Origin of the sequence: Streptococcus sp. AS14 (assembly GCF_000286495.1) — a bacterium.
GTDB classification, from domain to species: domain Bacteria; phylum Bacillota; class Bacilli; order Lactobacillales; family Streptococcaceae; genus Streptococcus; species Streptococcus sanguinis_P.
In genome coordinates this window covers 1-21,737 of the sequence record NZ_ALKI01000017.1, presented here as the reverse complement: position 1 = coordinate 21,737, position 21,737 = coordinate 1, and the positions used below count along the sequence as shown (strand labels likewise).

The 21,737-nt window shown below is 44.7% G+C and carries 18 protein-coding genes and 6 tRNA genes; 1 reads left to right on the top strand and 23 read right to left on the bottom strand.

Features of this window, described 5'->3' with window-relative positions; genetic code table 11:
- Positions 1 to 271 precede the first annotated feature (271 nt).
- Complete coding sequence (gene lytF / locus HMPREF1150_RS02835) at positions 272 to 2,221, top strand: murein hydrolase LytF (protein ID WP_009660123.1); 1,950 nt, start codon at positions 272 to 274, stop codon at positions 2,219 to 2,221.
- A 128-nt stretch (positions 2,222 to 2,349) separates the two neighbouring features.
- On the opposite strand, the gene purH is transcribed toward lytF, so the two are convergent.
- From purH to HMPREF1150_RS02950, 23 genes are all read right to left on the bottom strand, one after another.
- Complete coding sequence (gene purH / locus HMPREF1150_RS02840; protein WP_009660222.1) at positions 2,350 to 3,897, bottom strand: bifunctional phosphoribosylaminoimidazolecarboxamide formyltransferase/IMP cyclohydrolase; 1,548 nt, start codon at positions 3,895 to 3,897, stop codon at positions 2,350 to 2,352.
- Between the two features lies 1 nt (position 3,898).
- Positions 3,899 to 4,363 (bottom strand): GNAT family N-acetyltransferase, encoded by a 465-nt coding sequence (locus HMPREF1150_RS02845; RefSeq protein WP_009660260.1) that lies wholly within the window; start codon positions 4,361 to 4,363, stop codon positions 3,899 to 3,901.
- A 44-nt stretch (positions 4,364 to 4,407) separates the two neighbouring features.
- Entirely contained in the window at positions 4,408 to 4,959 is a 552-nt protein-coding gene (gene purN / locus HMPREF1150_RS02850; RefSeq protein WP_009660128.1) for a phosphoribosylglycinamide formyltransferase, read from the bottom strand.
- Positions 4,956 to 5,978 (bottom strand): phosphoribosylformylglycinamidine cyclo-ligase, encoded by a 1,023-nt coding sequence (gene purM / locus HMPREF1150_RS02855; protein ID WP_002901946.1) that lies wholly within the window; start codon positions 5,976 to 5,978, stop codon positions 4,956 to 4,958. Before purM ends, purN begins: the two co-directional genes overlap by 4 nt.
- 59 nt (positions 5,979 to 6,037) lie before the next feature.
- A complete protein-coding gene (gene purF / locus HMPREF1150_RS02860) occupies positions 6,038 to 7,477 on the bottom strand; it encodes an amidophosphoribosyltransferase (RefSeq protein WP_002907653.1) in 1,440 nt (479 codons plus the stop codon).
- A gap of 98 nt (positions 7,478 to 7,575) precedes the next feature.
- A complete protein-coding gene (locus HMPREF1150_RS02865; protein ID WP_009660202.1) occupies positions 7,576 to 11,310 on the bottom strand; it encodes a phosphoribosylformylglycinamidine synthase in 3,735 nt (1,244 codons plus the stop codon).
- A 19-nt stretch (positions 11,311 to 11,329) separates the two neighbouring features.
- Positions 11,330 to 12,037, bottom strand: a complete 708-nt coding sequence (purC, locus tag HMPREF1150_RS02870; RefSeq protein WP_002894328.1) for a phosphoribosylaminoimidazolesuccinocarboxamide synthase — start codon at positions 12,035 to 12,037, stop codon at positions 11,330 to 11,332.
- Between the two features lie 160 nt (positions 12,038 to 12,197).
- Positions 12,198 to 12,446: an acyl carrier protein gene (locus HMPREF1150_RS02875; RefSeq protein WP_009660211.1), complete on the bottom strand. Its 249-nt coding sequence runs from the start codon at positions 12,444 to 12,446 to the stop codon at positions 12,198 to 12,200.
- A gap of 2 nt (positions 12,447 to 12,448) precedes the next feature.
- Positions 12,449 to 13,447, bottom strand: coding sequence for a phosphate acyltransferase PlsX (gene plsX, locus HMPREF1150_RS02880; protein ID WP_009660229.1), 999 nt, complete (start codon positions 13,445 to 13,447; stop codon positions 12,449 to 12,451).
- Between the two features lie 5 nt (positions 13,448 to 13,452).
- Entirely contained in the window at positions 13,453 to 14,226 is a 774-nt protein-coding gene (recO, locus tag HMPREF1150_RS02885; RefSeq protein ID WP_002894325.1) for a DNA repair protein RecO, read from the bottom strand.
- Positions 14,219 to 15,391, bottom strand: coding sequence for a pyridoxal phosphate-dependent aminotransferase (locus HMPREF1150_RS02890; RefSeq protein WP_009660152.1), 1,173 nt, complete (start codon positions 15,389 to 15,391; stop codon positions 14,219 to 14,221). The genes recO and HMPREF1150_RS02890 overlap by 8 nt, the downstream gene beginning before the upstream one ends.
- Positions 15,392 to 15,569: 178 nt before the next feature.
- Positions 15,570 to 16,412 carry a class B sortase, LPKTxAVK-specific gene (gene srtB, locus HMPREF1150_RS02895; RefSeq protein ID WP_002894323.1) on the bottom strand — a complete coding sequence of 281 codons (843 nt, stop codon included), beginning with the start codon at positions 16,410 to 16,412 and terminating at the stop codon, positions 15,570 to 15,572.
- Positions 16,413 to 16,506: 94 nt separating this feature from the next.
- Positions 16,507 to 17,076, bottom strand: coding sequence for an LPKTxAVK-anchored surface protein (locus tag HMPREF1150_RS02900; protein ID WP_002894322.1), 570 nt, complete (start codon positions 17,074 to 17,076; stop codon positions 16,507 to 16,509).
- Between the two features lie 314 nt (positions 17,077 to 17,390).
- A complete protein-coding gene (locus tag HMPREF1150_RS02905) occupies positions 17,391 to 18,356 on the bottom strand; it encodes a ribose-phosphate diphosphokinase (RefSeq protein WP_002894321.1) in 966 nt (321 codons plus the stop codon).
- Positions 18,357 to 18,480: 124 nt separating this feature from the next.
- On the bottom strand, positions 18,481 to 19,695 hold the full coding sequence (gene pcsB, locus HMPREF1150_RS02910; RefSeq protein WP_009660204.1) for a peptidoglycan hydrolase PcsB: 1,215 nt from the start codon (positions 19,693 to 19,695) through the stop codon (positions 18,481 to 18,483).
- A gap of 96 nt (positions 19,696 to 19,791) precedes the next feature.
- Positions 19,792 to 20,292 (bottom strand): rod shape-determining protein MreD, encoded by a 501-nt coding sequence (gene mreD / locus HMPREF1150_RS02915; protein WP_002928636.1) that lies wholly within the window; start codon positions 20,290 to 20,292, stop codon positions 19,792 to 19,794.
- Between the two features lies 1 nt (position 20,293).
- Positions 20,294 to 21,109 carry a rod shape-determining protein MreC gene (gene mreC / locus HMPREF1150_RS02920; RefSeq protein ID WP_009660164.1) on the bottom strand — a complete coding sequence of 272 codons (816 nt, stop codon included), beginning with the start codon at positions 21,107 to 21,109 and terminating at the stop codon, positions 20,294 to 20,296.
- 72 nt (positions 21,110 to 21,181) lie between these two features.
- A tRNA-Ser gene (locus HMPREF1150_RS02925) sits at positions 21,182 to 21,269 on the bottom strand.
- Positions 21,270 to 21,278: 9 nt separating this feature from the next.
- Positions 21,279 to 21,352: transfer RNA gene (locus HMPREF1150_RS02930), tRNA-Ile, on the bottom strand.
- A 33-nt stretch (positions 21,353 to 21,385) separates the two neighbouring features.
- A tRNA-Gly gene (locus tag HMPREF1150_RS02935) sits at positions 21,386 to 21,456 on the bottom strand.
- 20 nt (positions 21,457 to 21,476) lie between these two features.
- Positions 21,477 to 21,549, bottom strand: a tRNA-Phe gene (locus HMPREF1150_RS02940).
- A gap of 5 nt (positions 21,550 to 21,554) precedes the next feature.
- Positions 21,555 to 21,628 (bottom strand) — tRNA-Met (locus HMPREF1150_RS02945).
- A gap of 19 nt (positions 21,629 to 21,647) precedes the next feature.
- Positions 21,648 to 21,737: transfer RNA gene (locus HMPREF1150_RS02950), tRNA-Ser, on the bottom strand.

Genomic DNA, 21,737 nt, shown 5'->3' with positions numbered 1-21,737 from the left:
ACGTAAAAATCATTGCCATTTTTACGAATTATTTATCTAAATTATAACACAATCGTTCGTTTCATTCCATTCTAATGAGAAAAAGAATATCTCTTCTATATAATCATAATCGCCATAATTATTGTTGGCTTCAGCCTTTTCCTTTTTGAGTGGATTGTACCCATTATAGACAAAAGATATTCAGGGCTTGTCAAATTTACTATCATTTTCAAATAAGTTTTCCGAATAATACAGGTGGGCCCATCCAAAAACATTCTCACAAAGGAGTTTTATGAAGAAATATCAAAAACTGTTTTTATTATCCGGAGCTGTCCTAGGTCTCTTTGCGAGCCACTCAACAGTTCATGCGACCGAAACGCCTGAATCTGAAGTCAAAATTCTATACCCTACTGATCGTGCCAGCAATGTCGATGTGACTGTGAACGATCGTACAGCCTCTATTAGTTATACCCGTTCCCAAGCTCAAGAACCTTATCTTATTGCTCATGCTGTTTGGTCTGAAGAAAACGGACAAGATGATTTGAAATGGTATGATACACCACAAACACCCATCACTGACATTGACTTAAGCAACCATCCAGGATATGGTACGTTTCATGTTCATACATACATACGGATAGGAGAGCGCTTAGTAGCTCTAAATGCCACTACCTTTCATGTAGATAAACCAGCTAGTAAAACGAATGCATCCGTTTCAGGAGGTACAGGGCGCATTAGTTTTTCCCGCAACAAAGACCAAGCTCACTCAAAGATTGTCCATGCTGTCTGGTCAGAGGAAAAAGGCAGCGACGACCTTCAGTGGTATGACGCAGGAGAAGAATTAACTGAGTTTAATCTATCCAAACATCGTGGTTATGGACGATACTTCGTTGACACTTATGAAAATGTAAACGGAAAAATGATTTTCCAATCTGGCACTACGTTCCATCTTGAAAATCCCAAACCGATAATCGAAACCAGCTTCCCTCAAACAGGTATCATGGACATTACTGTCAAAAACGTACCTGACACCATGCATCGAATTGTTCTTCCAACTTGGTCTGAGAAAAATGGACAAGATGATTTACAATGGTACGAAGCAAGCAAAAATCCGGATGGTAGCTACAGCGCTCTGGTGGAACTCAGAAAGCATAACTACGACACTGGGATTTACAATATCCACCTTTACGGCCAAAGCTATGTTCAACCGGAATCAACTGGTATAGCAGGAACGACAGTTCAAGTTGACAGCGGAAAATTACCTTCGGACGAGGAACAGAAACCTCTTTTTACGGTGGAAAATATCAACCCCAAACAAGGGACCTACACCGTGAAAACTACCGAAACTAGCTTATCCAAACCGATTCAATCTGTTCGGGTGCCAATTTGGAGCACTAGCAATCAGAGCAATCTTAAATGGTATACAGCCACTCCTAACGGAGACGGGACCTTCAGCGCAACCTTTGATATCCGTAATCATCAGGCTTTGTCTGGAACCTATAACAACCATGTGTATGTCACCTATAAGGACGGCAGTGAGCGTAGTTACGCAGCAGATTCTGTCTCAATGTCTACTGACCAAATCCAAGCCAAGGTTGCAGTCAAGAAAACTGAGGCTAATCGCTATGAGGTGACAGTGACAGACGCCTACGGAGATGGCGATATTATTCTGCCAACTTGGTCAGAAGTCAATGGGCAAGATGATATCAAATGGTATACTGCAAATAAGGTTGGCAATGGAATCTACAAATTCACCGTAGATACTCAGAATCACAAGGGGAGCGGTCTATTTAACACCCATGTCTATCGTAGAAAAGCGGGACAACTGACTGGTCTGACTGGAACTAGCTATCAGGTTGAGAAATCAATCGTTCAATCAGCTAATATTCAGCCTAACTATGCCGCTGCTAATGCGACAACTTATCCTGTCGGCCAATGCACTTGGGGAGCCAAGGCTCTAGCTCCTTGGGCAGGAAATTACTGGGGCAACGGCGGTCAATGGGCGGCTAGTGCCAGAAGAGCTGGATTCCGTACTGGCAGTACACCTGAGGTTGGCGCCATCGCCTGCTGGGATGACGGCGGCTACGGCCACGTCGGTGTCGTGACTCATGTCGAATCCAATACCCGCATCCAGATTCAAGAGTCTAACTACCTCGGCAAGCAGTACATCAGCAACTTCCGTGGCTGGTTTGACCCAACTGCTTCCTACTGGGGCCGCCTGACCTATATCTACCCTAAATAAGTCGCTTTCGCACTCCTCAAAACCACTTTAAGCAGACTGCTCCTGCTTAGTTTGTTCATGATTTTCATTGAGTATAAGACTACTAAAAAATCCTCGGCTCATAACGAACCGAGGATTTTTTATATTTCTTAATGCCTAAAATGCCGTACGCCAGTGAATATCATAGTCAAGCCATGCTTGTCAGCCGCGATAATAGATTCCTCATCACGGACGGATCCACCAGGCTGGATGATAGCTTTGATACCAGCGGCTGCGATTTCTTCAATATTGTCCGCAAAAGGGAAGAAGGCGTCAGAAGCCAGAGCGGCACCGTCAAGGCGATCTTTGGCTTGCTCAATAGCAATCTTGACAGAAGCCACGCGGTTAGTTTGACCGGGACCGACTCCCAGCACCTGACAATCATTGGTGATGATGATACCGTTGGATTTGACATATTTGACGGACTTCCAGGCAAATTCCAAAGCCACACGCTCCTGCTCGTTCGGCTGGCGCTTGGTCACGACCTGCCAATCAGCTGGATTTTCCTCGATAACATCTTGGTTTTGCACGAGGAGACCACCCAGGACACCGGTCACTTCCTTCTCTGCTCCAGAGGCTGCCTGCGCATCAAAAGCCAACTCCAAAATCCGCAGATTTTTCTTTTTATTGGTCAAAATTGCTAGCGCTTCTGCCGTGTAGCTCGGTGCGATGATGATTTCCAGGAAAATACCGTGCATCTTCTCAGCTGTCGCAGCGTCCACCTCACGGTTGAGAACGACAATCCCACCAAAAATAGAAACTGGATCAGACTCATAGGCATAGTCCCAAGCTGTCTCGATATCATCCGCCTGACCAATGCCACAAGGATTCATGTGTTTTAGCGCCACAACAGTTGGTCGATCCTTGAAATCTCGAATAATCCGAATGGCCGCATCCGCATCGCGAATGTTGTTGAAGGACAACTCTTTCCCATTCAGCTGCTTAGCAGAAGCGATGGAATAGTCCAGTGGCAAAGCAGTCTGATAGAAATCAGCTTCCTGCTGGGGATTTTCCCCGTAGCGCATGGGCTGCTTGAGTTCATAGGTCAAGGTCAGCTTTTCAGGCTTACTTTCGCCCACCTGAGCTGTAAAATACTCTGCAATCAAGGCATCGTAAGCCGCTGTGTGACGGAAAACCTTGGCTGCCAAACGTTGACGCGTTTCATAGGTCGTTTGGCCATTTGCTGCCAACTCTTCCAGAACAAGAGCATAATCAGCCGGATCTACAACAACCGTCACGCTGGCATGATTTTTAGCCGCAGAGCGCAGCATAGAGGGCCCGCCTATGTCAATATTTTCCACCGCGTCCGCATACTCCACACCTGGCTTGAGAATGGTTTCTTTAAAAGGATAAAGGTTCACCACGACCAAGTCAATGAGTTCAATCTGATTGTCCTTGGCCGCTTGCAGGTGGCTATCCAAGTCCCGACGAGCCAAAAGGCCGCCGTGAATATTTGGGTGGAGGGTCTTGACACGGCCATCCATCATCTCTGGAAAACCAGTCACATCATCAATGGCAATGGTGCCCACTCCAGCACTATCAAGGGCTACTTTGGTACCACCTGTTGAGATGATATCCCAGCCCAGAGCTTTCAGCTCTTTCGCAAATTCTACAATACCTGTCTTGTCTGAGACACTGATTAGGGCTTTTTTCGTCATTCTATTCCTCTTTCTTTAGATCCAAGCGCATAGCGACTTCGTTATTCTCTTCTATAAATCCTGTTTCCTGAAAACCCAGACTAGTCAGCAGGCGCTTCATTTTTTCATTTCCAACCACATAATCTGCGATAATATGACTGCAAGCTCTATCCATCTGAGCCTTTTTGATCAGAACTTCCAAGGCTTTTCGACCATAGCCTCTTCCTTGGTACTGCTGACCAATCATTATCCGCCAGATAAAGTATTCCGCTTCATCCTTGTCTATTTCCAGTAGGAAAAAGCCAACCACTTGCTTATCCCAATAGATTGCCATCGGAAACACATCTTCATTTTTCCGGTAGAGCCATGCGTCAGCTAAAGAGCGCACATTTGGAGCCACGAAACGTGCTCGTTTATCAGCTTCAGATATTTTCAAATCCAGCACTGCCTGAAAGCTGCTCTCATCTACTAATTTCAGCTCAATCATTTTTTCTCCTAGCAATATTGCACAATCAAAACTTGATTTACTTCTTACCTTCTCCCTACCCCTAAACTCTCCAGCACTTGTGGATAGAGTTGATACTCGGCGGTATGGATGCGTTCTTCAAAACTTTTCAGCGTGTCTTCGGCTAAACGCGCCACGCGCACTTGCTGGATAATCTTACCAGTATCCACACCGGAGTCCACCCAGTGAATGGTAACACCACTCTCAGCAACACCAGCATTCCAAGCATCCTCAATCCCATGAGCTCCTGGAAATTCTGGCAAGTAGGCTGGGTGGATATTGATAATGTGGCCTTCATAAGCGCCAAGCAAGGTTGGCCCAACGATTTTCATATAGCCTGCTAGGCAAACTAAGTCAATCTGGTACTCTTCTAGCAGGTCTACAATGGCTTGCTCGTAAGCCGCCTTACTGTCAAACTCTCTAAGCTCAAAGGCATAGTTTTTGACACCTAGCTTATCCGCCCGCTCGAGCACATAGGCATCTCGATGGTCTGAAAAGACAAATTCAACAGGAAACTGCTCAGCAATCACTTGGAAATTTGATCCATTGCCCGAAGCAAAAACGGCAATTTTTTTCATTTGATAAGGACACTTTCACTTTCTTTTTTGACAATCCGCCCAACTTCATAAACAGGCTCGTCAAGAAGTTCTTTGACACGATCCACATTTTCAGGAGCTACGGCCAAAATCATCCCCAGTCCCATATTGAAGATTTCAAACATTTCTTGGTGCTTGATGTGACCATATTTTTCTAAGGCCTTAAAAATCGGCAAGACTGGAATCTTGTCTTCTTCAATCTCAGCAGCCAAGTCATCGGCAAACATGCGAGGCACATTTTCGATAAAACCGCCACCAGTAATATGGGCAATCCCATGAACCAACTTTTCCTTAATCAGCGGCAGCAAAGCCTTGACATAGATACGAGTCGGCTCAAGCAACACTTCCTTGAGTTTTTTACCTTCCAATTCTGACAGTTCTTCCTCACCCGTATAGTCCGCAAAAACACGGCGAACAAGGGAATAACCGTTAGAGTGAATACCGCTGGAAGCCAGCCCCAGTAGCACATCACCCTCAGCGACTTTAGAACCGTCAATAATCTCTGACTTCTCAGCAACCCCGACAGCAAAGCCAGCCAAATCATAATCATCTTCACCGTACATCCCAGGCATTTCAGCGGTTTCCCCGCCAATCAAGGCAGCTCCAGACTGGACGCAGCCTTCAGCCACACCAGCAACAACTTGCTCTAGCTTTGCTGGTTCATTTTTCCCAGTGGCAATATAGTCCAGGAAGTAAAGGGGCTCAGCCCCTGCAGCAATGATGTCATTGACACACATAGCCACACAGTCCTGCCCAATGGTATCGTGCTTGTCATACTGAATGGCCAGCATGAGCTTGGTTCCGACGCCATCCGTACCAGAAATCAGCACCGGCTCCTTGACCCCAGTCTGAGATAGGTCGAACATTCCGCCAAAGCCACCCAGCGCCCCCATGACGCCAGCCCGCTCTGTACGCGCCACATGCTTTTTGATTCGCTCAACAACTTCATAACCTGCTTCAACATCCACACCGGATTGAGCGTATGCATTTTTATTTGTCATAATTTTCTTCCTTACTCTTATTTTTGAAAAAGATTGCGACAACTACCGCTGACCTTGTTTTAATAAAAACTTGTCTTTTCCTTCAGGCTTTCCAGATAGCGCTCTTCATAGTCATAGAGCGGAGTTGGATACTGACCGTCAAAGTAAGCCACACAAAGTCCGCCATTCGGAGCGTCCGTCTCAATACCAACTGATTCAATCAATCCTTCCAGCGACAGGTAGGTCAGGCTGTCAGCTCCGATAATTTCACAAACCTCATCAACCGTATGATTGGCCGAGATGAGCTCGCGTCGATTCTGAATATCAATGCCGTAAAAACATGGATATTTTAGTTCTGGACTGCCGATAGCCACATGGACTTCAGCAGCTCCTGCATCTCGTAGGAGCTGGACGATGCGTCGGCTGGTTGTTCCTCGTACGATGGAGTCATCCACCATGACCACGCGCTTGCCCTTGACAATGCTGGAAACAGCAGATAATTTCATACGAACTCCTTGCTCTCGCAACTCCTGCGTCGGTTGGATAAAGGTCCGTTGGATGTATTGATTTTTAATCAGACCCATTTCATTTGGCAGGCCAGACTCTTCGGAAAAGCCAGAGGCCGCTGACAAGGAGGAATTCGGTACGCCGACAACGATATCTGCCTCATGCTGGAATTCCTGAGCCAGTCTGCGGCCCATCCGCTTGCGGGCTGCATGGACATTGACCCCGTGAATGACGCTGTCCGGCCGAGCAAAATAGACATATTCCATTGAGCAAATAGCCAACTGGGTATCTGTCGTATAGCTATCGTAGGTCACGCCTTCATCATCGATAATCACGATTTCCCCTGGCTCAAGGTCACGAACCCATTCGGCACCCACCACTTCAAAAGCACAGGTTTCACTGGAAACGACCCAGGCCCCATTTTTCATACGGCCGATGGACAGAGGACGAAAACCGTTAGGATCCAGCGCAGCGTAGAGCTTGTCCTCTCTCATGATGAGGTAGGCAAAGCCGCCCTGAACTCGTCTCAAGGATTCCTTGAGTTTGTCTAAGAAATTTTCCTGCTCGCTATGGCGAATCAAGTGCATGAGAATTTCCGTATCAGACGAACTGGCAAAGATGGAACCTTTCTTTTCCAACTCCCGTCTCAGTGAATGGGCATTTGTCAGATTACCATTATGCGCCAAGCCCATCTGCATATCATAGAAACTGAAGAAGAAAGGCTGGACATTGTTGATGGAGGCCCCACCAGACGTTGCATAGCGGACATGGCCGATGGCTGCTTCTCCTGTCAGATTATCCAAATCTGCTGGGTTTTTAAAGACCTCTGCAACCAATCCCAAATCGCGGTGGCGTTTGAGCTTTCCATGGTCGTTTGACAGGATGCCTGCTCCTTCCTGACCGCGGTGCTGCAGGCTATGAAGCCCGAAATAGGTGACCTGAGCCGCCTGTGGATGACCCCAGATTCCAAAAATACCGCACTCTTCATTCAGTGACTTTACTTCGTATGTCATTGTTTTACCTAAATTCTTTTGTCTTGTAAAAGGGAGAAAACCTGGCCTAACAGGCCAAGCAGACTCCTTCTTTGATTGCTTGCTCTTGCAAGCCAGCTTTATTCGTGACTCGCTTGGAAATAACGAACGGCGCTTTCAAACAATTTCTGGTCTTTCTGACCTGGAATATTTTGGAAAAGGCCGTCTTCATAACGTTCTGAGTGCCCCATCTTCCCGATGATTTGGCCGTTCTTGCTCATAATTCCTTCGATAGCGTAGAGAGAGCCGTTTGGATTATACTTGCTGTCCATGCTTGGCTGACCATCGAAGTCTACGTACTGACTCCAAATCTGACCATTGTCACGCAGCTCAGCAAATTCCTCAGCCGTCACGACAAATTTCCCTTCACCATGTGAAACCGGAATAGCATGGATATCTCCTACTTGCACACCAGCTAGCCAAGGCGAGTTGGTATTGGCAATGCGGGTTTCAACCATCTTAGCCACGTGCTGGTTGGCATCATTGTAAAAGAGAGTTGGACTGCTGGCACCTGCTTCTTCAAAGTTTCCGTAAGGAAGAAGACCGGATTTTACCAGAGCCTGGAATCCATTACAGATACCAATGATGAGACCACCGCGAGCAATGAAAGTATCAATGGCTTTCTTAACCTTCTCGTTGAGAAGGATGTTGACGATAAACTTAGCGGAGCCATCTGGCTCATCTGCAGCAGAGAAGCCACCTGCAAAGAAGATGATATTTGACTTGTCAATGTTGTCAACCATGGTGTCAACGGACTTGACAATGGCTGCTTCATCCAAAGTGACAAAGGGAACTAGATTGACCTTGGCTCCTGCTGCTTCAAAGGCTTTGGCTGAATCATATTCTGAGTTAGTTCCAGGGAAGACTGGGATATAAACCAACGGCTCCGCTACTGTCTCTTTGGCTTTGATAACTGTATCAGCGACAAGAGCTGGCACTTCCTCAATAACTGTTTCCTGTTTAAATTCTGTCGGGTAGATAGGCTCTAGTCGACCTTCAAAGCTTGCCAAAAGCTCTGCTCCCTCAAGCTGGACACCATTGACAATTAGTGTAAAGTCTGGCTTGGTCTGACCAATCTTCACTGCACCTGGAATATCCTGCTCAGGACTGGTAAAGACAAATCCGCCCAGTTGCGCTTGCAAAACGGAAGGCAAGTCAGCAACATCCACTTGGACACCGATACGATTACCAAAGCTCATCAAGGCCAGACTCTCGGCTAGACCACCGTATTTGACAGCAGCAGCGGCTGTAATCTGATACTTGGCCTGAATGCCTGCAAAATTTTCAAAGTTTTTCTTGATTAAGTCAAAGTCAATATCCTGAGACAGGACCTGCCCTGGCAGATAGTAGATAGACTCTCCTGCCGCCTTAAACTCTGGAGACAGGATGCGCCCAGCAGTTGAAGTAGTCACTCCAAAAGCTACTAAGGTTGGCGGTACTGTCAATTCTTCAAAGGTTCCGCTCATGGAATCCTTGCCACCAATAGACGGCAAACCGAGCTGAATCTGAGCTTCAATTGAACCAAGCAGAGCAGAGACCGGCTGTCCAAAACGCTCAGCCTGCTTGTCCATCCGCTCAAAGTATTCCTGATAAGAGAAGCGAGCCTTGGACCAGTCCGAACCAGCAGCAACCAAGCGAGCTGTCGCTTCAATCACTGCATAAGCTGCTCCATGATAAGGTGACCAAGCTGCTACATAGGGATTATAACCCTGCGCCATCACAGAGACCGTCTCAGTCTTGCCATGCTCCACTGGCAGTTTCTGCACAGAAGCCTCAGTCGGCGTGATTTGGTAGCGCCCGCCGATAGGATGATTGACAGTAGAGCGACCAACAGAGCTGTCAAAGATTGTCTGCAGACCCTTTTGACTGGTATGATTGAGGTCGCTGAGCAAGCTCTTGAGGTCCTGCTCCAAAGTCGCTTCAGAAGTCACAGCCTGCCCTGACAATGTTGCTTGGGCATCCACAACCTTGGCGTCCACAACCACACGCACACCATTGGTGTCCAGAAAACTCCGCTCAATATCGACGATGGTTTCCCCGTTCCAGTGCATGACTAGATTTGGCTTTTCCGTCACTTTAGCCACAACGACTGCCAGTAGATTTTCCTTAGCTGCTGCAGCGATAAATTGTTCCACATCTTCTGGGCGGACCACCACTGCCATCCGCTCCTGTGATTCAGAAATCGCGATTTCTGTACCGTTAAGTCCTTGGTATTTGAGCGGGACCTTGTCAAGGTCAATTTCCAGCCCGTCTGCCAATTCGCCAATAGCTACGCAGACACCGCCAGCTCCAAAGTCATTGGATTTCTTAATGAGGCGAGTTACATTGCCATCGCGGAAAAGGCGCTGAATCTTGCGCTCCTCAATAGCATTTCCTTTTTGGACTTCCGCACCAGCCGTCTCCACAGACGCAGCTGTCTGCACCTTGGATGAGCCAGTGGCACCGCCGACACCATCACGACCCGTCTTGCCTCCCAGCAAGATAACCACATCACCTGCTACTGGTTTTTCACGGACAACATTTTCCTTAGGAGCTGCTCCAACAACTGCCCCAAGTTCCATCCGCTTAGCTACAAAGCCTGGATGGAAATATTCACGGACATAGGTCGTTGCTAGACCAATTTGATTCCCGTAAGAAGAATAGCCATGCGCTGCAGTTTTTGAAATGACCTGCTGAGGGAGCTTGCCAGCCCGCGTTTCAGCAATCGGCTGGGTAATATCGCCCGCACCAGAAATCCGCATAGCCTGATAAACATAAGAACGGCCAGAAAGCGGATCACGAATGGCTCCGCCGATACAAGTCGCAGCCCCACCAAAAGGCTCAATTTCTGTTGGGTGGTTGTGAGTTTCATTTTTAAACATCAGCAGCCAAGGCTCCTTGACACCATCCACATCCACTTCAATCTCTACTGAACAGGCATTAATCTCATCAGACACTTCCATGTCATCCAGACGGCCATTAGCTCGCTCATAGCGCCCAAAAATAGTCGCCATATCCATGAGAGTCTGCGGTTTGTCCCCACGTCCCAGCTCATCGCGCATAGCCAAGTATTTATCATAAGTAGACTGCAGCTGCTTTTCAAACTTAGAAGCAGAAAAATCAATCTTCTTCAACTCCGTCTCAAAGGTCGTATGTCGACAGTGGTCAGACCAGTAAGTATCCAGAACCTTGAGCTCGGTCTCCGTAGGGAAACGGCCAATCGACTTGAAATAGTCCTGAATAAAGAGCAAATCTGCTACTTCCATAGCCAGACCATGCTCCTGCTTGTAGGCTTTAAAGTCCGCTTCCGTATAGTCCTTAAAGAAGTCCAGAACCGGAATGGTCTTATCCGACTCAGAGAATTGCTCCAGCTGGATCGGCTGCTCAATATCTTTAAAGCGTGAATCAACTGGATTCAGCAAGTATTTCTTGATTGCTTCCAACTCGCTGTCTGAGATGTCTTTATTGACCAAATAAAGCTGAGCTGTCCTCACCAGAACATCGGTCCCAGCACCGAGCAAAAAGAGAGCCTCCTGAGAGCTGGCTGCCCGCTGGTCAAACTGACCCGGCAACGCTTCGATGGCAAAAAACGTTGTCTCTGCAAGTGCATCCTCTACTTCCTCCTCCGTCAGCAATCTATCAGTCACCTGCTCAGAGAAAATATGCTTTTCAGCCCGAGCGACCAAATCTTCTGCCAGATGAAAGACATCATAAACTTGAATCATCCGAAGATCTGACAATGTTTTCAACTGAAGATTATGCGTCAGCTCTCTCACCAAGCTCTGTGACTTCACACCGAAGTTGCTCTTCTTCTCTACAAAAATACGCTTGTCCATGATTTTTCACACCCTGTCCTTACTTAATCGCCTGCAATTTTTCCCAAACAACCTGATAGACATCTGTCAGTTCACCAAGGCCACGTCGGAAAACATCCTTGTCCATGTGATGGCCTTCCGCATCCCAGAGGCGGCAATTGTCTGGTGAAAATTCATCCGCCAGAATAATCTTGCCATCTTTGTCAAAGCCGAACTCTAACTTGAAATCAATCAATTTCAGTCCGATTTGGCGGAACCAGTCTGACAAGAGCTTGTTGATTCGACGAGTCTCCTCTTTCAAAAAGGCAATTTCTTGATCGCTAGCAATCTTCAAGAATTTCACATGCTCGTCATTGATGAAAGGATCGTCCAAATCATCATTTTTGTAATAAAATTCCACAATTGGAGTTTCAAGCGCGATACCCTCTTCTACTCCAAAACGTTTGGAAAAAGAACCCGCTGTGTAGTTGCGCAGCACCACTTCCAAAGGAATAATCTCTACTTTTTTATTTAGCTGGTCCGTATCCGAAACCTTCCCAATAAAATGCGTCGCCACACCAGCTGCATTGAGTTTCTCAAAAATAAAAGATGAAATCTGGTTGTTGAGCACTCCTTTACCAGCAATCTGCTCCTTCTTGACTCCATTAAAAGCCGTTGCTTGGTCCTTGTAGCGTGCCAGAATGACTTGCTCATCATCTGTAGAGAAAATATCCTTAGCTTTTCCCGAATATAATAACTTATTAGACATTTTAATATTCGCCTTTCGTGGTTTTATACCCTCATTTTATCATCTTTGAATATATTTTACAAGAAATTCCGTATAAACTTTATATACCATATACCCAGTTAAAGAAATCGTTTCCTTTCCAAGATACAAAAAAAGACCGGAAGATACCGATCTTTGATTTTTAATGTTGCTTCTTCAGTTTCTCATGGATATAAGCCACCACATCGGAAATTGTTTTGAAGTTATCCATATCCTCATCAGGAATCTCAATATCAAAAGCTTCTTCCAAATTGATGATAAATTCCATCAAATCAACAGAGTCCACTCCCAGTTCTTCTTTCAAATTCAACTCTGGAGTGATATGCAGCTTGCTGCTGTCATGTTCTTGAATGATTTCGACAATTTTTGCATAAATTTCTTTTTCGCTCATGGTTACTCCTTTGCATCTGAAAATTCAATGACCGATTTACCAACAACATCTGTTTCCAGCATGGTCCGAATTTGACGAATCGTACTATAAACAGCCTTAGCATCGCTAGAGCCATGCGTTTTGACAACAGGCGCTTTCAAACCGAATAGAACTGCACCGCCTGCACTAGAATAGTCCAGACTATTTTTGAGCCCTCGCAGGCTGTCCTTGAGCAGCCAAGCTCCCAATTTAGCCTTGAAACCACCGCCTAAAATAGACTTCTTCAGCTGACCCATGATACTGATAGCAGTTCCTTCGATTGATTTCAGAACAGCATTACCAGTAAAGCCATCTGCAACGACAACATCCGCCACATCATCCATCAAATCACGCGCTTCTACATTGCCGATAAAGTTAAGTGTTGAATCCCCCGACAAAAGCTCATAGGCTTCCTTACGCAGAGGGTCGCCCTTGCTGCTTTCCGTTCCGTTATTCAAGAGACCCACCCTCGGCTTCTTGATTCCTCGGACATTTTCAGCATAGAAAGAACCCAAAGTCGCATACTGGTGTAAATGATGGGCTGTGTTTTCAGCATTGGCTCCCAAATCCAGCATATCAAATCCCTGACCGCCAACCGTTGGCATAGTAGATAAGAGCCCAGGTCGGTCAATATTCTTGATACGCCCTACGATAAAGAAACCGGCGGCTAAAAGCGCTCCAGTATTTCCAGCAGACAGCATAGCATCTGCTTCCCCTGCCTTCACAGCCTTGGCTGCCAGAACCATACTAGCCTCTTTCTTCTGACGAATGGCCTTTGTCGGCTCGTCGTCCGAGTCAATCTTTTCCTCCGTGTGGATGATGCGGACCCGCTCACCAGCAGTCAGATAAGGCTTAATTTTCGCCTCATCGCCATAAAGGAGAATTTCAATATCCGAAAACTCCTGTACCGCTCGATTGACTCCTTCCACCAAAGCCTGAGGGGCATTGTCCCCTCCCATAGCATCAACAGCTATTTTTTTCATTCGATTTATTCCTCGTTCTTATCTTTTAAAATGCTTCCCCAGTCCCCCAGAGAATCTATAAATTTTTTGGATTTGAGATGGATGCCGACATATTCATCATAGAGCAGGTCAATAAAATCCCGTAGCTGCTTTTTTATATCTGGCTTCAAAGAAATGGTCTCCAATTCGCTAAAGCGAACCGCCTGAAATTGGTCCAGCAGAAAAGGAAGATTAGGATTTAGATAACAGCGCCGTTCATCCTGATGGTAATGATCAGGGCAAAGGACTCCGCTATATTTGAAAGAGAAGTCAAAAGGCAGACCCGTCCGATGACAAAAAGCACAATCATGGAAGTTCAGCGAAACTCCAAAACGTGACAAAATCTGAATCTCAAAGATATTAGTCAGCACTTCATAGTCCAGACCATTATTCATCAGCTCCAGGGTTTTCTGCAGAAAGGCAAAGAGCGCCGGATCCGGCTGATTGTCCTGAAGACTGGCATCTGCCAAGGCTGCAACATAGCTGGCATAGGCCATGATGAATAAGTCCTCATTGATGCGATGGTAGGTAACCACATCCTGATAATCCTCAATATAGCTAAGACCATCATCATTGATTTTCATCAGCAAGTTCGCCGCAGTCAAGGGCTGAATGACGGGTGCTAGCTTGGATTTACCAGCATGCTTGACGAAAAACATACGCTTACCAGCCTGTTCCGTAAAGATCTTGACCAGCTTATCATCCTCACGGAAATTGCGGTTATAGAGAACCAGACCTTGACTTGTTAGAGATTTAAGCATAGTCCTCCATGTAGTCCTTGAGGCGTTTCAGAGCTTCTTGAATCGTCTCCATACTAGCCGCATAGGACAGACGGATATAGCCTTCCCCGTATTGACCAAAAGCTGCTCCCGGGATAAAGGCCACGGCCTTCTTCTCTGCAAAATCCTGCAGAAAGGCGAAAGAATCTTGATTATAACCGTCTGGTATCTTAGCAAAAATATAAAAAGCCCCATCTGGTTTGATAATCTTAAAGCCTAGCTCAGCCATTTTCTCTATGATATAATCGCGACGCTGAATATACTCAGCCTTCATTGGCTCCGCATCATCTTTCCCAACTGTCAGCGCTTCAATGCCTGCAAACTGAGCCATGGTATTGGCTGCTGTTACGAGATACTGATGGCTCTTAATCAGCTGAGCAGTGAAAACTGCTGGAGCAAAGATAAAGCCCAACCGCCAGCCAGTCATGGCATGAGACTTAGACAAGCCGTTGATGACGATAGTTTGGTCTGGCAGATACTCCGCGATGGAGACATGCCCCTGCTCTGTATAGGTCAGCTCAGAATAGACCTCATCGCAGACCACAAAGACTTGGTATTTTCCTAGGACATCCGCCAGAGCTTTGATCTGCTCCCGCGAATAAGTCACGCCGGTCGGATTGGCTGGATAATTGAGAATGACCGCTTTTAGCTGCTCACCCTGCTCTAAAATAGCTGCTTCCAGCATCTCTGGAGTGAGGACAAAGTTATTGGCCGTTGTGTCAATCTCGACAATCTCCGCCCCTACTAAATTGACAATGGGCTCATAGCCTGGATAAGCAGGAGCTGGCAGCAAGACCTTGTCTCCTTCTTCTAGAATGGCTGTCAGTGTAGCCGACAAGGCCTCTGTTGCCCCAATCGTGACCAAGACCTCATCTTCTGGTCGATAGTGCAGATTGTACTTTTCTTTCACAAAGCTGCTGGCCGCCTGACGCATCTCCAAGAGACCGCTCATACCAGTGTAGTGACTTTGATTAGCATCAATAGCTGCCTTTGCTGCTTCTTTGATATGATCCGGTGTTGTAAAGTCCGGCTCCCCTAAGGTTAGCCGAAGAACTCCCGGAATTGCAGAAATTGATTGGTCGAACTGACGAATCAGCGAAATTTCTATTTTTTCTAAGTTTTTATTAAATTTCTTACTTAAATCCATACATACCTCCAGCCGCTCAATAGAACTATTATACTATAAATGCAGAAGCATAGCAAAAGCTATTACATAATTTCTTATGCAGAAAAAGGACTAAGCTTGCACTCAGTCCCTTTTTCCTTGCCTTAAAATTCTTTACTGCCAAATAATGGATATAGCCACATCTCACGTGACTGGCCAATCAACGAGTCGGAGTATAGGTCAATTCCTTGCCATGCTTGGCCAGAAAATCTGGCAGTTCTGAATCAGGAATCTGCCGCAAATAAAGGTTAGAACGAATCGTATCATCTTCCTCACGGCAGGTTGAGAGAACCAAATACCGGTCACTCGCCTTAATCTGTATCTTAGGATCCTTAGTACGAGCAGCCTCATAGATATTTCTAAGCTGAGTCGTAAAGTCCTCGTCATCCTTAAACTCCGTCCGATAAAAAGCTGTCTCTTCCGGCACGATGACCAGTCCCATAGCTTGATAATAATACTTACGCTCAGGAGTCTCAATCACGACATACCTATGTTTGTCAAAATAATCCTGACGATCATAGTAGTTGACATCATTAAACATGCGATGATCTCCTGCCTTGCTGCCCCGAGCATGCCCGAAAAGCCAAGTCAGACGATCACTGAAATCTCTATGATTGTCCTTATCCATAAAGACCGCTCCCATATAGGGCTCTTGCTTTCCTTCAAAAGTCTTCAGCAGATAAGTCGCATTATCTTTCGTTTGCACCACTGGCTCATCCAACTGTGTACCAGGAGCATAGACATAGCCTATCGTTTCTGAATTCACAGCTTTCAGTTTAGCAAAACGCTCTGCTAAATATTCCTTTTCTGTCTGACTTGAAGATGCAGATGAGCTTGACGTTTCAATCCTGCTAGGATGCGAAACTCGAAGCTTGCTGCCTGATGCTGATGAACGGAAAGAATAAAAAACAGAAAAAATAACCAGAACAATCAGTAGGAGGCAAATTCCAACAACAAGGAGCAGTTTCTTATTCGAAGCTTGACTCCTATCTTTTTCTTGCATAATCTAAAAATCCTTTATTTTTCATTTTTTACAAAAAATATCACCGAACGAAGGCTCAGTGATATTTAGGCGTTAGCACAAATTAAAGACAAAATTATTTGACTGCACTTGTCTTAGGAAGTGACTTTTCTTCAGAATTCTCCTCATTTTCCTTGTTCTCTTCTTTTGCTTCCGGAGCTTTTTTTGCTTTATTTTCTGATTTTTTAGCCTTCTTTTTACCTGTTGCTGAAGAGGACGCCGCCGAAGATTGAGACGGTGCTGGAAAAGTCGGAACTGATGAAGAGGCTGTGGAGTAAGGTGCTGCCGAATAAGCCGGTGTAGATGGATCTGTAGTAGATGGTGCCGCTGAAGGCTGATCAGCATTGGCCGACTCTCCCTCACCAATAACAAGAACTTTGTTACCAGCCTGATCCTCCATCACAGCACTTTTGCCAACCGGAGCTTTCTTAGCTTCAGCAACTTGCTGATCCAGAGCTGATTGTGCATCTCTATAGGCCTGCAATTCATCCATAACTTTATTAGATTCTGAGTCCGTACTGCCTTGGGGAACTTCATTATTATCAATGTCATTAACCCAAAGACTGGCTGTACCCTCAGCAAATACTGGTGCAGCAGCCGCGAAAAGTGAAAGGGCCACAGCACTTGAAAGCAAAACCTTTTTCATTATCTCATCTCCTCGTTACTTTTCAAAAATAATTGTAACTCCCCGTTACCTAATATTACCTACTAATAAGTATAGTTCGAACTCTAAAAAAAGTCAAGAATTTTACTACATAAAAATTTTTAAAACCAAATAATACCAAGGGATGAGACAAATTGTCAATTTACCAACTATTTAAATGGTCATTTATTTATATTTGAAACATCAAGTAATTTGAGTTTTCTTTTAAAGTGAATGTTGGACTTTTTTTAAAAAAGATAGTAGGAATAGAATAAAAAAGAGGCCAGAAATCAAGCATCCCAGCCATATATCTCAGATTATTTTTTACCTATTTCAAACAAGGGTGACAGTGGCCGTTTTTCATGAATACGGACAATGGCTTCCCCTAAAAGATGCGCAATTGAAATCTGCTCAATCTTATCAATTAAGCGCTCTTGGGGTAGATAAATCGTATCCAGCACAACCAATTTTTTAATCGCCGATTTTTGAATATTATCCATAGCAGGACCAGACAAGACTGGATGAGTGCAGCTAGCATAGACTTCTACAGCCCCTGCTTCAGCGAGAGCATCAGCTGCATGGCAGATAGTTCCCGCTGTATCAATCATATCATCAATTAGGATACAAGTTTTTCCTTCCACCTTACCAATGATATTCATGACTTCACTGCTGTTCATCTTGTCCACACTGCGTCGCTTATCAATAATGGCAATCGGTGTTTTCAGAAACTCTGCTAACTTACGGGCCCGACTCACACCACCATGGTCAGGACTGACTACCACATAGTCGCCCCCTGTCATATTACGGCGCTCAAAGTAATCAGCAATCAAAGGTGCACCCATCAAATGATCTACTGGAATGTCAAAGAAGCCCTGGATTTGCGCTGCGTGCAAGTCAATAGTTAGCATCCGATCCACACCAGCAATTTCCAACATATTAGCAACTAATTTAGATGTAATTGGCTCACGAGCTCTAGCCTTGCGATCCTGCCGAGCATAGCCATAGTAAGGCATGACAACGTTGATGGATTCAGCACTAGCTCGTTTCAAAGCATCTACCATAATCAAGATTTCCATCAAATTATCATTGACTGGCGAGCTGGTAGACTGCAAAATAAAGACGTGTTTCCCGCGAATAGATTCTTCAATATTCACTTGAATCTCACCATCAGAGAACTGACGGACAGTTGATTTTCCAAGTGGCAATCCAATCTCTTGAGCAACACGCTGCGCTAATTCTTGATTAGAAGAAAGAGCAAAGAGTTTTAAATCAGAAAAAGACATGATTCCCTCCAGATTCTAAATCGTCTTTCATTGTCCAATTACAACTTTTCCCAACTACCATTGTAACTTTTTTCAGTTGATTTTTCAATTAAAAATAAAAAACGCCAGAGGCGCTTTTTACTGATTAGTTCGGATAAATATATGAAACTGTACCTTGTGCAGTTGTTGGGTTAAACCATCCACGGTAGTTACCGATTGATTGTTGTCCAAGGTAGTTTGCTTCTGATACTTGGATGCTTGTAGTAGATTGAACAGCTGTTACTACTGCAACGTGTCCGTATCCACCATCAGTCCAACATGCAATCGCTCCAACTTCTGGCTGTGAACCAACACGGAAGCCTGCTGCTGCTGCACTTGCAGACCATTGTCCACCATTACCCCAGTAATCGCCAGCCCAAGGAGCTAATGTCTTAGCACCCCAAGTACATTGACCTACTGGATAAGAAGATGCAGATGAGCTATAAACTGGTCTATTCGCACGGGCAACAGATTGAGTTACTGCAGGTGCTGCTGGAGCCGCTGCTTCAGCTGCTGGAGCTGAATTAACAACTGCTTGAACCTGAGCTTGCAGGGTAGTATTTCCTGAAGCTTCAATTGCTTGGCGTTTTGATTCTTGCTCTGCTTTATAAGCTGCTTCACGAGCCGCTGCTTCTGCTGCTGCTTTTTCAGCTGCTGCTTTTTCTTCAAGAAGAGAATTCTTTTCGTTTTCAGCAGTCGCTTTTTCAGCTGCAAGACTTGCCTGAGCTGCTTTCAGTTCAGCTTGTTTTGTTGCCAAAGCTTGCTCATCATCAGCTAACTTCTCTTGGTTAGCAATTACAGTATTGATAGCTTCATTATTCGCAACTTGCTTTTCAGCAATTACTTCTTTATCTTTCTTTTGTTGTTCCAGCATTTTATTATTTGCTGAAACAATTTCGCTCATAGCTGCTACACGAGAAATAGCTTCTGTGATAGAGCTAGAATTTACAACTGTATTGATGTAGCTAGTAGCAGTTCCATTTGTTTGAGTACTGCGTGCTTGATTTGCAAGTGACTCATTACGAGCAACAATATTTTTAGACAGCTCGTCAATCTCTGCAGAAAGTTTTGCAGATTCAGCAGACAATTTTTCATTTTCTGCTTTAAGCTCTTCTTGTTGCTTTTGAATAGCAGATACTTGTCCTTGAATCTCGTTAACTTGTGCCTGAGCTGATTGTTGTTGCTCTGTCAAACTGTTAATCTTGCTGTCTTGTGCAGCAATCTTTTCATCAGTTGTCTCCGCTTTAACGCTCACAAGTGCAGCTCCTTGTGAAAGGATAACTGTACTCAATAAAATTGATGTGAGTAGTTTTTTCTTCATAAAAATAATACACTCCTTCTTATAAGACATTAACTAGTATACCAGAAAATGCTGTATCATATGTTACGCCTTTATTACATTTTTATTTCTTGTTTATCATAAATATATTTTTTCGAAAATAGGCTGAAAAATGAGGAATATCAAGCTATTGAGAAGGATAGTCGGTACTAAACTGCTAAGGACAAAATCCTGTAAATTCAGACTAGAAAGATTCAAAAATACTGCAAAAGCAAAGCTGGTTAATTCAAATAAAAATACAAGAATCAGAACAGATAAAAAGCGAGTAAATTTATTTAAAAGCATAGTCGAACTAGACTGACAAACCAAGAGACTTAAAAGAGGAAAAAGAATAAGAGCAATACCGATGGTATGAAAATAGTAAACATCATAAATCAACCCCAAACAGCAAAATAAGAGAATATTGTAGTTTCTAGAGAGGTTGATGGAAACAAAAAGCATGAAAATAAAGATAAAATGACTGACAAGGTGCCATTGCAAAGGCAGAATATTAGCCAGAAAAGTCGAAATCTGCCCGTCGATCAATAAAACAAAAAATAAAATAATAGGAGTCAAAAGATGTTCTTTAATATCTCTCATATCAGTTCCCTACCAACATTACAGCACGGATATCCGACAAATCAGCAGCCGGCTTAACCAGAACAATCTTGTTTAACTGATCCTTAGCCTCAGATACAGAAAGCACCTTACCGACAGGAATATTTTCTGCATTATAAGCACCCAAGCCACTGGTTGCCACCTCATCTCCCTCTTTTATATCTTCAGCACTATTTAACTGACTGATGATATAAGCAGAGTTTTTTGCATCATAACCCGTAATAATCCCATAAACTGGACCAGACTTCGTTTGAATTCTAACAGAAATTTTAGTTGAGTTTTCCTCGTTAGTCAATAAAGAAACCAAGCTAGACTGACTACTGGTTTCAGAAACACTTCCGACCAGACCACCATTAGCGACTACTAGCATAGCATCTGTCACATTATCAGATGTCCCCTTGTCAATAGTCAGCTCATTTTTCCAGGATGCTGGCGTACGGGCAATCACTTCGCTGGCAATTTGTATTTGATTTTTATCAGCCTCTTTAAATTCCAGAAGTTTTCGCAACTGCTCATTTTCATCTTCTAAGGAATCTGCCTTCCCAGCCTTTTCCTCAACCTTATAAAGATTTTTCTTGAGCTGCTGATTCTCTCTATAAGTAGACATCAAATCTGACATTTCTTCTTTTTTATCAGCTACAAAAGCAAAAGGAGAACCAACAAGTCTATCTAGCAATGAAATAATATTTGAAGTAGTTGATACAAACCAACTAGAAGAGGTAGATAAGATAAGTATCGTCATTGCAACAACTAATACAAAAAAAGAAAGCAGAAACTTAGACTTTTTAAATCGATTCATCAGAAAAACCTCACTAAACAGGACGAGAAAGTATAAGAAAAGGAGATAGCAAACGCTAAACTCCTCATTATACGGAGAATGGGGGATTCGAACCCCCGCGCCGGTTACCCGACCTAACGATTTAGCAAACCGTCCTCTTCAGCCTCTTGAGTAATTCTCCAATATTTAATGGGCACGAGTGGACTCGAACCACCGACCTCACGCTTATCAGGCGTGCGCTCTAACCACCTGAGCTACGCGCCCAAGTTCGAAAACTTGGTATGAACTTTCGTTCAAAGCGGGTGACGAGAATCGAACTCGCGACAACAGCTTGGAAGGCTGTAGTTTTACCACTAAACTACACCCGCATTTCCAATACGATGATGTATGGCGCGAGACGGAATCGAACCGCCGACACATGGAGCTTCAATCCATTGCTCTACCAACTGAGCTACCGAGCCAACTATTGCGGGAGCAGGATTTGAACCTACGACCTTCGGGTTATGAGCCCGACGAGCTACCTAGCTGCTCCATCCCGCGTCAATACTATTCGTCCCTAAGGAGGATGTGGGATTCGAACCCACGCACGCTTTTACACGCCTGACGGTTTTCAAGACCGTTCCCTTCAGCCGGACTTGGGTAATCCTCC